The 12,790-nt window shown below is 60.9% G+C and carries 11 protein-coding genes and 1 pseudogene; 6 read left to right on the top strand and 6 right to left on the bottom strand.

Annotated features, from left to right (window positions below; translation table 11 throughout):
- Positions 1 to 148 precede the first annotated feature (148 nt).
- The 4 genes and pseudogenes from AAEZ10_RS18960 (at position 149) to AAEZ10_RS27995 (ending at position 3,890) form a co-directional block, all read left to right on the top strand.
- Positions 149 to 997, top strand: a complete 849-nt coding sequence (locus tag AAEZ10_RS18960; RefSeq protein ID WP_130928120.1) for a hypothetical protein — start codon at positions 149 to 151, stop codon at positions 995 to 997.
- A 238-nt stretch (positions 998 to 1,235) separates the two neighbouring features.
- The gene (locus AAEZ10_RS18955; protein WP_041477898.1) at positions 1,236 to 1,823 is read left to right on the top strand and encodes a GNAT family N-acetyltransferase; all 588 of its coding nucleotides are present in this window, start codon (positions 1,236 to 1,238) and stop codon (positions 1,821 to 1,823) included.
- Between the two features lie 282 nt (positions 1,824 to 2,105).
- Positions 2,106 to 2,984 (top strand): annotated as a pseudogene (locus tag AAEZ10_RS28000) (methyl-accepting chemotaxis protein); the annotation flags it as partial.
- Positions 2,985 to 3,026: 42 nt separating this feature from the next.
- Positions 3,027 to 3,890, top strand: coding sequence for a methyl-accepting chemotaxis protein (locus AAEZ10_RS27995; RefSeq protein WP_370593494.1), 864 nt, complete (start codon positions 3,027 to 3,029; stop codon positions 3,888 to 3,890).
- 551 nt (positions 3,891 to 4,441) lie between these two features.
- Here the strand turns inward: AAEZ10_RS27995 and AAEZ10_RS18945 are convergent.
- From AAEZ10_RS18945 to AAEZ10_RS18925, 5 genes are all read right to left on the bottom strand, one after another.
- Positions 4,442 to 4,861 carry a type II toxin-antitoxin system VapC family toxin gene (locus AAEZ10_RS18945; RefSeq protein ID WP_133334620.1) on the bottom strand — a complete coding sequence of 140 codons (420 nt, stop codon included), beginning with the start codon at positions 4,859 to 4,861 and terminating at the stop codon, positions 4,442 to 4,444.
- Complete coding sequence (locus tag AAEZ10_RS18940) at positions 4,858 to 5,103, bottom strand: FitA-like ribbon-helix-helix domain-containing protein (RefSeq protein WP_350570490.1); 246 nt, start codon at positions 5,101 to 5,103, stop codon at positions 4,858 to 4,860. Before AAEZ10_RS18940 ends, AAEZ10_RS18945 begins: the two co-directional genes overlap by 4 nt.
- 219 nt (positions 5,104 to 5,322) lie before the next feature.
- A complete protein-coding gene (locus tag AAEZ10_RS18935) occupies positions 5,323 to 6,873 on the bottom strand; it encodes an FGGY-family carbohydrate kinase (protein ID WP_350570488.1) in 1,551 nt (516 codons plus the stop codon).
- Positions 6,870 to 8,465 (bottom strand): glycerol-3-phosphate dehydrogenase/oxidase, encoded by a 1,596-nt coding sequence (locus AAEZ10_RS18930; RefSeq protein WP_350570486.1) that lies wholly within the window; start codon positions 8,463 to 8,465, stop codon positions 6,870 to 6,872. The genes AAEZ10_RS18935 and AAEZ10_RS18930 overlap by 4 nt, the downstream gene beginning before the upstream one ends.
- Positions 8,462 to 10,066: an FAD-binding oxidoreductase gene (locus tag AAEZ10_RS18925; protein ID WP_350570484.1), complete on the bottom strand. Its 1,605-nt coding sequence runs from the start codon at positions 10,064 to 10,066 to the stop codon at positions 8,462 to 8,464. Before AAEZ10_RS18925 ends, AAEZ10_RS18930 begins: the two co-directional genes overlap by 4 nt.
- A 188-nt stretch (positions 10,067 to 10,254) precedes the next feature.
- Here AAEZ10_RS18925 and gliR point away from each other — a divergent pair, with 188 nt between their 5' ends.
- Together gliR and AAEZ10_RS18915 are read left to right on the top strand one after the other, a co-directional pair.
- Positions 10,255 to 11,271 carry an AraC family transcriptional regulator GliR gene (gene gliR / locus AAEZ10_RS18920; protein WP_350570482.1) on the top strand — a complete coding sequence of 339 codons (1,017 nt, stop codon included), beginning with the start codon at positions 10,255 to 10,257 and terminating at the stop codon, positions 11,269 to 11,271.
- Between the two features lie 477 nt (positions 11,272 to 11,748).
- On the top strand, positions 11,749 to 12,114 hold the full coding sequence (locus tag AAEZ10_RS18915; protein WP_024011494.1) for a DUF6124 family protein: 366 nt from the start codon (positions 11,749 to 11,751) through the stop codon (positions 12,112 to 12,114).
- 250 nt (positions 12,115 to 12,364) lie between these two features.
- On the opposite strand, the gene AAEZ10_RS18910 is transcribed toward AAEZ10_RS18915, so the two are convergent.
- Positions 12,365 to 12,733 carry a glyoxalase superfamily protein gene (locus AAEZ10_RS18910; RefSeq protein WP_016771789.1) on the bottom strand — a complete coding sequence of 123 codons (369 nt, stop codon included), beginning with the start codon at positions 12,731 to 12,733 and terminating at the stop codon, positions 12,365 to 12,367.
- Between the last annotated feature and the right edge of the window lie 57 nt (positions 12,734 to 12,790).

Raw genomic sequence — 12,790 nt, 5'->3', positions numbered from 1 at the left:
ACGAAACCAGTTTGGCTGTAAGACGAATGCGCTTGTGTGATAGCAAAACCACAGCCATCCCCTTACCATTCCGCGGCTGGCTGGAAGCCTCGCAGAGAAAACCGGTTCGCATGTGGAAACTCAACCTGCACAAGGAAGGCAATAAAGCATGAGCTTCATCGAAACAATCCAATCCAAGGAAGTCGATATCTACATATCGGCGTTCTTCACCATCCTCGGCCTGATTCTGGGAGCCATTCTGGATCGGGTACTGAAAGGCGATTCTCCACAATCCGCCAATCAGTCGGGCCTCTCTTTAAACCTGACCTTCAACACGGTGGTCAATCCACCGCCGGGCGTGAACGCCACCAACACCAGCCAGGACATGACTCCAGTCATCTGCATGATGATGCTGATCGCCGGGCTGATTTATGTTTTTTTCCGGGCCGAAATACTGAATCTGCTTTCCTGGATCACGCTATTCACCATTTCCCTGTGGGCTGGCGGAACCTTGCATAGCCTTTATCGGGGCTTCTTCGCGGGCAGCAAGTGGGTGGTTTCGCTGATTTTTTCCATGGCCTTCTGCGTGGCAGCCACCTACCTCACTGATGAAGCTTTTATGCCCACCCTGGCGCCGCAAAACTTTCAGTACAGCCAGCAGGTCATCAATGAGCAGGGCCTGACGGGAATAAAAAAATATTTCGTCTTGCTGGACATGTACTGGTTCTTGCTACACCTGATAGGCGTACTGCTGTTTATCTATACCAGCCTTCGGATGATGCTTTTTTCAACCTACTTCATCGTTGCGGGCGCACATGCCAATAACAACGGCACTCACGAACCATGGCTTTCCAGAAAAACCCGCAAGTACGCCATTCTGCGCAAAAACATCATCTTCATGCCTATCCTGCTGGTTCTCGCGTATCTGCTTACCTCGGGTCTTGCTTTCGACTGGTTCATCCACACCATGCCAAATCAGGTCAATGCGTTGATGAATACGGTGCTGTATGGGCGCTGATATTTTCATCGTGCGCTGAGGATCGACTGGCGGGACACCAACCCTGTTGGCAGAAGCGACATGAATTTTTCTTCACTGCGCCCAACCGGGACAGCCTGTAAAGTCCATTCGCTCATTCAAGAAACTACGGTTCGCCCGCGCTCCTAGCGGGCTTTTTTTCGCCTCGGCTTCTCCATATCTTGCCGCTCCCCACCATATGCGCGACTCTGCCAGCAGATCCCTCGCCAAGGAGCGCTCGATGCCGCTGTTATCCCTGCCCTGCCCGCGCCTCACGCTGGCGATCCTCTCCCCCGATCAGGCCGAGCTCGAAAGCGCTTTCTACCTACGCAACCAGCGTCACCTCGCCCGCTGGTCGCCCATCCGCACCACCGACTATTTCTCCACCGCCAACATCCGCCGTCGCCTCGAGATCCAGGCCAGCGCTTTCGAAGCCGGGTTAGCGATGCATTTCGCGCTGCTGTCGCCGGACGGTCAGCAGATGATCGGCGCGTGCAATTTCAGCGGAATCATTCGCGGGGCGTTTCAGGCGTGTTATCTGGGTTATCACATCGATGAGGCGCATCAGGGGCAGGGTTTGATGCAGGAGGGGCTGGAGGCGGGGATTGGTTATATGTTCGATGTGCAGAATCTGCATCGGATCATGGCCAATTACATTCCGGGCAATGAGCGCAGTGCGCGTTTGCTTGAGCGCTTGGGTTTTGAGCGTGAGGGCTATGCGAAGGCGTATCTGAACATTGCCGGGCGTTGGCAGGATCATGTGCTGACGGCGCTGGTCAATCCGGGGTTCGAGGCGCCGGATCAGCGCTGGTCGCGGCGCCTCGGTTGAGTTGCGCTAAATCTGTCAGACAAAAATCCTTTCAGCTCTCGGGTTTGCGGCCGATACAGACCTGCTAACACCCCTGCTGGCTCAAAAGAACAACAATCTTCCAGCTTAACTGACGACCAAGAAACCCAACGTTTCTGGAGGATTTGCATGAATAGCTGGTTCGGTAACATCAGCGTGAACATGAAACTCGGCCTGGGCTTCGGCCTGGTGCTGGCCCTGACCTGCATTCTGGCGCTGACCGGCTGGACCAGTCTTGGTGGCCTGATCGACCGCAGCAACTGGATGAGCGACATCACCCAGCTCAACGCTGGCCTGACCAAATTGCGCGTGGTGCGCCTGCAATACATGCTGACCAACGGCGACGAAACCGCCGCGCAGAATGTGCAGACAACCCTGGAAAGTTTCGCCGCTCAGCAGCAGGCGTTGATCAGCAAATTCAAGAGTCCGGAGAACGTCAAACTGCTCAAGCAGCAGGCTGCGACCATCGCTGAATACCAGACCTCGCTGAACAAAATGCGCAACGCCTATCGCACCGGCAACAGCGCGCGCGACACCATGAGCGCCAACGCCCAGACCGCCTACAACCTGATCGAATCGATCAGCCAGCGCGTGCAGCAGTCGGAGTTGAGCGATCAGCGTTTCGAGCAGTTCCAAGCGGTTACTGCGGCCAAGGAAGCGTTCATCCTCGCGCGCTATGAAGTGCGTGGTTACACCGCGACCAGCAACGCCGAGACCGAGCAGAAAGCCGTTGGCCAGATCGACGCGGCCATCGCCAGCCTCAAGCCGCTGAACGCGCAATTTGCCGCGACTCAGCAGGATGCCCTGCGCCAATTGGAAACCGCGCTGACCAGCTATCGCAGCGCGTTGATGGCGTACAAGAACGCCAACACCGAAGCCGTGCAAGCGCGTAAGGAAATGACCGATCAGGGCACCACCATCGTCGCCCTGAGCGAGCAGCTGTACCAGATCCAGCTTGATCGCCGTGACGCTGAAAGCGCCCAGGCGCGCACCTTCCAGTTGATCAGCACGTTGTTGGCACTGCTGGTTGGCGTGATTGCGGCGGTGATCATCACCCGTCAGATCACCCGTCCGTTGCAGGAAACCCTGGCCGTGGTCGAGCGCATCGCCAGCGGCGACCTGACCCAGAACGTCACCGTCACCCGTCGCGACGAACTCGGCGTATTGCAGCAAGGCATCGCGCGCATGGGCGTGACCCTGCGTGATTTGATCAGTGGCATCCGCGACGGCGTCACTCAGATTGCCAGCGCCGCCGAAGAACTCTCGGCCGTGACCGAGCAGACCAGTGCCGGTGTGAACAGCCAGAAAGTCGAGACCGATCAGGTCGCCACTGCGATGCACGAAATGACTGCCACCGTGCAGGAAGTTGCGCGCAACGCCGAAGAAGCGTCGCAAGCCGCCGCTGCGGCGGATGGCGAGGCCCGTGAAGGCGACAAGGTGGTGAATGAGGCCATCGCACAGATCGAGCGTCTGGCCAGCGAAGTGGTGCGTTCGACCGAAGCGATGAGCGTGCTGCAACAGGAAAGCGACAAGATCGGCAGCGTCATGGACGTGATCAAGGCGGTCGCCGAACAGACCAACCTGCTCGCGCTCAACGCCGCGATCGAGGCGGCACGTGCCGGTGAAGCCGGGCGTGGTTTTGCCGTGGTGGCCGATGAGGTGCGTGGCTTGGCTCAACGCACGCAGAAATCCACCGAGGAAATCGAAGGTCTGGTCGCCGGTCTGCAGAACGGCACCCAGCAGGTTTCGGCAGTGATGAACAACAGCCGCGCGCTGACCGACAGCAGCGTCGCCCTGACGCGCAAGGCCGGCGCCTCGCTGGAAAACATCACCCGTACAGTGTCGAACATCCAGTCGATGAACCAGCAGATCGCCGCCGCTGCCGAACAGCAAAGCGCCGTGGCCGAAGAGATCAGCCGCAGCATCATCAACGTGCGCGACGTGTCCGAGCAGACCGCAGCGGCGAGTGATGAGACGGCAGCGTCGAGTGTTGAACTGGCGCGGTTGGGTGGTCAGTTGCAGCAGATGGTCAGCCACTTCCGCGTTTGACGTTGGTTTTGCGCTGAGGCTGAAACCGAATCGCGGGCAAGCCCGCTCCCACAGGTTTTCGTGGTCGAGCACTGTTGATGTGTTCACCTCGATAACTGTGGGAGCGGGCTTGCCCGCGATGGCGGTGGGTCAATCAAATCGACGTTGCCTGACACTGCGCATTCGCGAGCAAGCTCGCTCACACATTTGGATTTATGTGGGTCGCAGGATTTGAGCACACCGCAGATCCCTTGTGGGAGCGGGCTTGCCCGCGAAGGCGGTGGGTCAATCAAATCAAAGTTGCCTGACACTGCGCCTTCGCGAGCAGGCTCGCTCCCACATTGGATTTGTGTGCCACGCTGGATTTTGAGCACACCGCAATACCCCTGTGGGAGCGAGCTTGCTCGCGAAGGCGGTGGATCAGCCAAATTAACAGTGCCTGACACTCCGTCTTCGCGAGCAGGCTCGCTCCCACGTTGGATTTGTGTGCCACGCTGGATTTTGATCCTGTCGCATAATCCCTGTGGGAGCGAGCCTGCTCGCGAAAGCGGTTTAAATGACAGAGCAGATTTTCAGACCTGCCACGGATTGATCACTTTAACCCCGGAAAACTCGAAGTACCGGACATTACGTGTAGCAATCGCGGCTCCACGATTTCGGCAGATCGCTGCGATTTGCGCATCGGCCATCGCAATCCCCCGCCCTTTCGCCTCTGCATCGGCTACCAGCGTCGCGTACTCGACGGCTGCGTGGGCATCAAATGGCAAAATCCGCCCGGCAAAATCCTCTTCAAACATTGCCAAAGCGTGGGCCTGGAGTTTTTGTTTGCGCTTGCCGGAAGGTAATCGAGCGATGCCGTGCAGTATCTCCGCCACGGTGATTGCGCTGATGGCCAGGTCCATGGCCGGTTGCGCATCCACCCAAGCCAACACTTGAGCCTCGGGTTCGATGCGCATGAATTCGGATAGAACGTTGGTATCGAGCACTATCATTCAGAAAAATCCACCCCGAGCAGTTTTTCTGCACGCGCAGGCAGATCGAGGTCCGCTCCGCCCTCGGCGCTGAAACGCTGGTGAATCCTACTGCCCAGCCCTCCGGCACGATCAACCGTGGTGAGCGCTCGGCCCAGAATCAGCCGAGCCTCTTCTTCCATGGAGTGTCCGTTGTGTGCTGCGGTAATGCGCAACTGCTCCTTGAGCTTCTCGTCAAGGTTTCGAATGGTGATGCTGGCCATGTCGCCCTCCTGCAATCAATGAAATCATCGATTGCAGGCTAGCATATTCAGGTTTGATTGGAGTCAGGCCCGCCGAGCGGCATCGTCGGCACTGGCACACCGCAATACCCCTGTGGGAGCGAGCCTGCTCGCGAAAGCGGTGGATCATTCAGATCATCATTGACTGACACTGCGCATTCGCGAGCAGGCTCGCTCCCACAGGGGTCTATGGTGTCAGGACTATTCGGGATACCCGGTGATTTTGCGGATGCTTTGGTACAGAGGTTTGAGCTGCCGGTACATGCGCAAATACACCTCTTTATACAACTGCTCATAAACCTTCTGCGCCTCAGGCTGCGGTGTGAAAACCGCCCCCACACGAGTCATCGCCGCAATGGCCGCTGGAAAATCCCCGTGCAACCCCAACCCCACCGCACAGCAAATCGCCGCCCCTAACCCGGACGCTTCATAGACATGCGGGCGCTCTGCCGGCAGGCCGAAGATGTTAGCGGTCAGTTGCATCGCGGCGTCGCTTTGTGAGCCGCCGCCGGCGACGCGCAGGCGCTGGATCGAGACCTTTGAGCGTCGCTCGATGTTCTCCATGCCCTGGCGCAGCGCGTAGGCCAGGCCTTCGAGAATGGCCCGGTAGATGTGCGCGCGGGTGTGTACGTCGCCGAAGCCGATCATCGCGCCTTTGGCTTCCACGCCCGGTTCGCGGATGCCCGGTGACCAGTAAGGTTGCAGCATCAAACCCATCGAGCCCGGCGGCACCGCGTTGACCAGCGCGTCGAACAGTTGCTCCGGTTCGATGCCCTGCTCTTTTGCCTGCTGCATCTCGCGCAGGCCGAATTCGTTCTTGAACCAGCTGACCATCCAGTAGCCGCGATAGATCATCACTTCGCAGTTGTACTGATCGGGCACGGCCGAGGGGTACGGCGGGATCAGCGGGACGATTTCCAGGTAGCGCGAGCGGGTGCTGGTGATCGTCGCGGTGGTGCCGTAGGACAGGCACACGGTGCGCGCATCGACCACGCCGGAGCCGATCACTTCGCAGGCCTTGTCTGCGCCTGCGGCAATCAGCGGCAGGCCTTCGGGAATGCCGGTGTGGCGCGCGGCTTCGGCGCTGATGTAGCCGAGGGTTTCGCCGGGTTTGTGCAGGCTCGGCAACTGCTCCGGGCGCACCGCCAGTGCCTGCCATTTCCAGTCGCGCGGCGCCGCCCATTTAAGCCGTTTGAAGTCGAAGGGCAGATAACCGACGCAGCAGCCGACGGAATCGACGAAGCGCCCGCACAGGCGATGAGTGAGAAAGCCCGAGAGCAGCAGAAACTTATCGGTCGCCGCCCACACTTCGGGCTGATGCCGAGCGATCCAGTTGGCCTCGGCCTGGGCGCGGAAATAATCCACCGTCGCTTGGGCGCCGACCAGTTTGAACAGCCAGCCCCACGGCCCTTTGATGCCGCCCTCGACCTCAGCCTGACGTTGATCGAGCCAGACAATCGCCGGGCGCAGCGGTTTGCCGCTGGCATCGACATTGATCACGGTGCCGCGCTGGGTGGTCAGGGATACGCCGGCAATCTGCGCACGGTCGATGCCAGTCTGCTGCCAGAGTTGCTGACAGGCCTCGCCGAGTTTCGCCCAGTAATATTCCGGGTCCTGCTCGGCCCAACCGGGTTGCGTCGAGTAGTACGCCTGCAAGTCGACTTTGCCTTTGCCGAGCAGATTGCCCTGCAGATCGAAGAGCAACGCGCGCACGCTCTGGGTGCCGTTGTCGATGGCTAACAGGTATTTCATGGCGTGATCTCCGGCAACCCGTGATCGCGCAGCCACAACAATCGATAACGCTGAATTTCCGCTAGCCAGCGCTCATCATCCCAGGCCAATCGTGGCTGGCACAGCGTGCGGATCGCCGGGAAAAAATCCTCGCCACCGCGCGGCAGCAACAGGCCCAAACGGGTGCGACGCAGCAGCAAATCATCCAGGTGCAGAATCATTTCCGCCTCGCAGGCGAACGCCAGCTCTGCCCACAACGTATCGCTGGCGCCAACCGTCTCCAGACCGAGTTCGCCGAGCAATTGCGCCAGCCTCGGCAGGTCTCGACCGTGACGTCCGGCCAAGCGTCGCCATTGACTGGCGCCCAGTCCCGCAATTGTCAGCGGTGGCACAGCGGCGAACACCGGCGCGCCGTCATCGACAAAAGAGCGCCCGAGCATCACCGCACACGCCTTGAGCACTTCGATCGCTTGCGGGCGAAACGTGGTCAGTTTGCCGCCGGCCAACGTCACGCAACCCGGCTCCTGCCACAACACATGTTCGCGGGTCTCGTTGGACGGTTTGCCCTGCTGCGCACCCGTCGCGCTGCCGACCACCGGACGCACGCCTGACCAGGTCGACAGCACGTCGTCGACGCCCACTTCGGCGCCGGGAAATTGCTGCTGGCACGCGGCGAGCAGATAGTCGAGTTCGTCGCTGGAAATGCGCGCGCTGTGGTCGAGGTCTTCGCGGTGATCGAGGTCCGTGGTGCCGACCACCGTCGCGCCTTCCCACGGAAACACGAATACCGGGCGCCGATCGCGCGCATGCAGAAAGGTGAACGCCTGCGCCACCGGCAAGCGCCAGCCCGGCAGTAACAGATGACTGCCGCGCAACGGGCGCAACTGCTTCGCTGACTCAACGGGACGCAAGCGCTCAGCCCACGCGCCTGTGGCCACAGCCAACACAGCGGAGCGCAATTGCAGCGTCGCCCCGCCCTCGCCATCTTCGATCTGAACCCCGCACACCCGCCCGCCTTCACGCAGCAGTTGCGTGACCCGCACACCACTGATAATCACCGCACCATCGGCCCGGGCCTCGCGCAGTACGCGCATCACCAGCCGCGCGTCATCGGTCAGTGCATCGACAAAACAGCTGCCGCCGAGCAGGCCGTTTTCCTTCACCCCCGGGGCGAGAAAACGCAGTTGCTGCGCGTCATGAAAAGCATGGTTGCGCCGCCCCGCCAGCGCGTCGTACACCGCGAGCAAGCCGCCCATGACGCGCGGGCCGGGGAAGCCGCCGCGATAGTGCGGCATCATGAAACTCATCGGCTCGACAAGCCCCGGCGCCTCGTCGAGGAGGCGCTGACGCTCGCGCACCGAATCGCGGGTCAGGCGCCACTGGCCCTTGGCGATGTAACGCAAACCGCCGTGGACCATTTTCGATGATCGGCTGGACGTACCCCAGGCAAAATCACGCTGTTCCAGCAGCAAACAGCGCCAGCCCCGGCGCGCGGCTTCGCGGACGATTCCGGCGCCGCTGATGCCGCCGCCGATCACGATCAGGTCCCAGGTTTCATCCGCTAGCGTCGGCAGCATCTGCTCGCGCCACTGCGCGTTCCAGTTCGCCGTCATGGCCGCGACTCTGGCAACAGCGTGCCCGGGTTGAGGCGCCCCTCCGGGTCGAAATGTTCGCTCAGCGCCTGCAACGTCTGCATCGCCAGCGGGCCTTTTTCGCGCAGCAGATAGGGTGCGTGATCCTTGCCGACGCCATGCTGATGGCTGATGGTGCCGTGGTTGTCGACGATGGTCTGGCTGGCCGCGTGCTTGAGCATCCGCCAGCGCGCCAGCGTCGCGGCATAGTCGGCTGCCGGGCGAAACACGTAAGTGGTGTAAATGCTCGAGCCTTCGCCGTAAACGTGCGAGAGATGAGTAAACACATGCACGCGCTCGCCCTCGGCGGCCAAGGCGTCGCGCAGGCTGTTTTCGATCAGGCTGAGCAAGTGATCGACGTTGCTCCAGTCGGTGGCCGTTTCGAGGGTGTCGACCACGTAACCGGCGTTCCACAGGTTCTCGCGCAAGTAGGGAAAGCGGAAGCGGTTCTGCGCCCACTTCTTGCCCAGCAGGGTGCCGGTGAACACGCCGCCGAAGGCTTTTAGATGTTGGCGGGCGTGTTTCAGCGACAGTGCGTTTTGCTGGCGATTGCCGGTGACGCCGAAGGTCAGCAGGCATTTGCCGTCGCCGGCGCCGCGCAGCTTGAGGTACTTTTCCAGCCAGGCGATCTGCTGCGGATGGCCGGCCAGCGCCAATTGCGTTTCGGTTTCCACCGCGTTCGACAGACGCAGCATCGACAGCGGTACGCGCGCCTGCGCCAGTTGCCGGATTGCTTGCAGCGCGTGCGGCCAGTCGGGCAGGAACACACCGTAGAAACGTTCGTCCGCCGGCAACGCACTGACCCGCACCTTGACCTCGGAAATGATCCCGAAACGGCCCTCGCAACCGAGCACCATTTCACGCAGATCCGGGCCGGCCGCCGACGCGGGAAAGGTTGGAATCTGCAGAGGCCCGGCGAACGTTTCCAGGGTGCCGCCGGCAAACAACTGCTCGATCCGCCCGTAGCGCAACGACTGCTGGCCGCTGGAACGACTGGCCACCCAACCGCCCAGGGTCGACAGCTCCCACGACTGCGGAAAATGCCCCAGCGTGTAGCCGCGCGCACGCAACTGGCTTTCGACTTGCGGCCCGCTGGCGCCGGGGCCGAATGTCGCCAGCAGGCTCTGTTCGTCGAGGTCGGTCAGGCGATTCATCCGCGCCAGCGACACCGTCAGCACCGGCCGCGTGGAGTTCGGCGGATTGATGTGCCCGGCCACCGATGTGCCGCCGCCGTAGGGAATCAGGCACAGATCCTGATCATGGGCGAGCGCCAGCAATTGGCGGATCTGCTCGGCGGTTTCGGGAAAGGCCACGGCATCGGGATATGTGCCCAATGCGCCTTCGCGCAACGCCAGCCAGTCCGGCAGGCTCTGGCCGCGCGCGTGCAGCAGGCGATCGTGAGCATCGACGCTGTACAAGCGATGCGGCACCAGGCGCGAGGTCGGCACTTGCGTCAACGCCGCTTCCAATGTCGCATCAGGCAATGCGCGGCCAGCGCCCAAGCGTTCGTGGAGAAATGTCGCGCCCTGGGCCGGCAGTTCGACCACCGTGCCTGCCTCTCCCCAGCCGTTCCAGCGTCGCATGCGTGTGTCCTTTTTCTGCCGTTGGATCAAGCTTGCATACTAGTCAGCGCTGTAGATCTGTCACGGTCGCATCCGGCCAGATCCTGTAGCGAATGGCGCCAAACGTCCGGGCATTTACTTTCGCCGGGCAATCCACTTACCTTGCGCCATTCACTCGCTCACGCGCCGTCGATCAAAGGACCGCGACCATGCCATCGCTTGGCTTCACTTCCGTTCCGCCGCTGCTCAAATACCTGCGCCATGCTGAACAGTTGGGCATGGCCATCGAGCCTGCATTGGCGGCGGCCGGGTTGCAGGCGCAGCAGTTGAGCGACAACACCTTGCGCCTGCCGGGTGAGGTTCACGAGCGCTTGCTGGATTATTTCTGCGAGCACTCCGGCGATGGGTTGTTCGGGCTGCATGCGGCGAATTTCGTCCTGCCCAATTCGTGGAGCGTGCTTGGTTACATCACCATGAATTGCGCGACGTTGGGCGATGCCATGAGCCGGATCATGCCGTTCGAAAAACTCGTCGGCGACATGGGTGTCAGCCGCGCCGAGGTGCAGGGCGAGCACGTGCATCTGATCTGGACCTGCCGCTACGAGCGGCCACGGATTCGTCGGCATCTGGTGGAAAACGTGCTCGGTTCCTGGCTGCACTACGCGCGCTGGATCGCCGACACGCAGCTGTCGCCGGCCTGCGTATGGCTGGAGCATGCGCGGCCGGATGCGGTGACGCAGGCCGAGTACGAGGCGTTTTTTGGTTGCCCGGTGCGGTTCGATCAGGCGTATTCGGCGCTGGTGGTGCCGCTGGCGTATTTGCAGTTGCCGCTGCGCCAGGCCGATGCGCAATTGCTGCGAACCCTGGAAGAACACGCGATGGGTTTGCTGGCGACGCTGGAAGATGCCTCGCTGGCGCAGCAGGTGAAAAACATCCTGCGCGGTTTGCTCAAGGAGGGCTTGCCGCGCAAGGAGCAAGTGGCCGAACAGCTCAGCGTCTCGGTGCGCACGTTGCAGCGGCAATTGCAGCAGGTCGGGACGTCGTATCAGCAGATTCTTGATGAGCTGCGTCAGGAACTGGCGGAGCACTATTTGCTCAACAGCACGTTGCCGATTCAGGACATTGCGCAGTATCTGGGCTTCACCGAACCGCGCTCATTTCATCGCACGTTCAAGAGCTGGCGCGGGATGCCGCCGGGGGAGTTTCGGTTGCGGAATCGGCGGTGATGCTGATGGCCCCTTCGCGAGCAAGCTCGCTCCCACAGTAGTTTTTCGGTTGCCTGCACTTTCGAGTTCATCGCAGATCCCCTTGTGGGAGCGAGCCTGCTCGCGAAGGCGTCATTCGCCACACCGATTAAACACGCCTTGGCACAACTGTTTAAAGCCGCCAGACATCCAGCGAAACCACCCACAATTCCTTGCGCCGCTGCCTACGCCTGCGCCAGAATCCGCCGGCTTGTGCGCCCCAGACCTCATCGCTACTGTGATTGCGTCACTGCCCATCAGTGATCGGGTTTAGTAGCCCGGAGTATTTGGGGTGCATCGTTCATCAGACAGTCAGGTCTCGCCTGAGCTTTATGGTGGCTGTGCGCAGGGCGCTCTCGGGCGCGCCGGTTTCCCAGATCCCCGGTCTACTAACCTGCGCACAGCTGCCTCCACTTTCTTTAGTAGGAAAGCGGTGGCCAGCCAAATGAGGATCTGGATATGTTCAAAGTAACCCCAAACCCGCCACCCACCGACTCGGCATCTCCCTACGAATCCGCCGACTCAAAGAAATTCCACGAAGCCGCCGACCGCGCCCTCGATCATTACCTCGGCCCGTCCAGCGCTGAATTCATGGCCCCGCCCTACAAGTCCAACACGCTGTACATGGCCAATCCCGACGCCGACAACGAATCGCTATTGGCCGACGCCTGCGAAACGTTGGGGTCGGCGACGGTAATGCTCAACGATCAGGCGGGGCTGGTGAACGGTTCGCAGCGCAAGACGTTACAGGGCATTGCGCAGATTGTGATGGTTGCGGAGATGGCGGTGAACCGGGTGCTGGATCGGTTGGTGCCGACTGATTGAGGGTTTTTGAGGAATTTGGTGTGGGCTGGTTTTGTGGGGTGTCAGGGTTTGCCCTCACCCCAGCCCTCTCCCAGAGGGAGAGGGGGCCGACCCAGCTGTCTTGCGCTGTCCGTCGACCTGAAAGACCGAGTCGATTATGGATTCAGCACAGCACATTCAGGTCGGCGTAACTCCCGAGCATCCCGCAATCGGTCCCCTCTCCCCCCGGGAGAGGGTTAGGGTGAGGGGCTTTTGATCTTGGGCGCCAAGCTCAAAGACTGATCGCATTGGTAAACACCAACCGATTGCCAAACGGATCGGCAATGGTCATGTCCTGACTGCCCCACGGCATCGCCTGAATCTGCGGATGCGAGAACTTGTAATCCTTGGCCATCAGTTGCTGCTGAAACGCCTCCAGCTCATCGGTTTCGATACGCAGCGCCGAACCCGGGCAGGCATCGCCGTGATGCTCGGACAGATGCAGCACGCACTCACCACGCGATACCTGCAGATACAGCGGAAAATTCGCTTCGAAGCGATGCTGCCAGTCAATCTTGAAGCCGAGAAAATCGACGTAGAACTCGACAGCCTTGGCCTCATCGAAGATCCGCAGGATCGGGGTGGTTTTGCCGAAGCTCATGGGGTGCTCCCTGACTGATTGGCCCCACAGTGTAGACGGGGAGGATGTCAGCAAATC

The organism is Pseudomonas sp. H26/SER47-MNA-CIBAN-0231 (assembly GCF_040310465.1).
Classification (GTDB): Bacteria; Pseudomonadota; Gammaproteobacteria; order Pseudomonadales; family Pseudomonadaceae; genus Aquipseudomonas; species Aquipseudomonas atacamensis.
Note: the sequence above shows the minus strand (reverse complement) of the source record. Positions and strands in the feature narration are given on the sequence as shown.

Coding starts and splice junctions, on each gene's coding strand:
- AAEZ10_RS18945 (WP_133334620.1), bottom strand. CDS start 4,861: ATGATAGTGCTCGATACCAACGTTCTATCCGAATTCATGCGCATCGAA.
- AAEZ10_RS18960 (WP_130928120.1), top strand. CDS start 149: ATGAGCTTCATCGAAACAATCCAATCCAAGGAAGTCGATATCTACATA.
- AAEZ10_RS18930 (WP_350570486.1), bottom strand. CDS start 8,465: ATGACGGCGAACTGGAACGCGCAGTGGCGCGAGCAGATGCTGCCGACG.
- AAEZ10_RS18910 (WP_016771789.1), bottom strand. CDS start 12,733: ATGAGCTTCGGCAAAACCACCCCGATCCTGCGGATCTTCGATGAGGCC.
- AAEZ10_RS18940 (WP_350570490.1), bottom strand. CDS start 5,103: ATGGCCAGCATCACCATTCGAAACCTTGACGAGAAGCTCAAGGAGCAG.
- AAEZ10_RS18955 (WP_041477898.1), top strand. CDS start 1,236: ATGCCGCTGTTATCCCTGCCCTGCCCGCGCCTCACGCTGGCGATCCTC.
- AAEZ10_RS18915 (WP_024011494.1), top strand. CDS start 11,749: ATGTTCAAAGTAACCCCAAACCCGCCACCCACCGACTCGGCATCTCCC.
- gliR (WP_350570482.1), top strand. CDS start 10,255: ATGCCATCGCTTGGCTTCACTTCCGTTCCGCCGCTGCTCAAATACCTG.
- AAEZ10_RS18925 (WP_350570484.1), bottom strand. CDS start 10,066: ATGCGACGCTGGAACGGCTGGGGAGAGGCAGGCACGGTGGTCGAACTG.
- AAEZ10_RS18935 (WP_350570488.1), bottom strand. CDS start 6,873: ATGAAATACCTGTTAGCCATCGACAACGGCACCCAGAGCGTGCGCGCG.
- AAEZ10_RS27995 (WP_370593494.1), top strand. CDS start 3,027: ATGGGCGTGACCCTGCGTGATTTGATCAGTGGCATCCGCGACGGCGTC.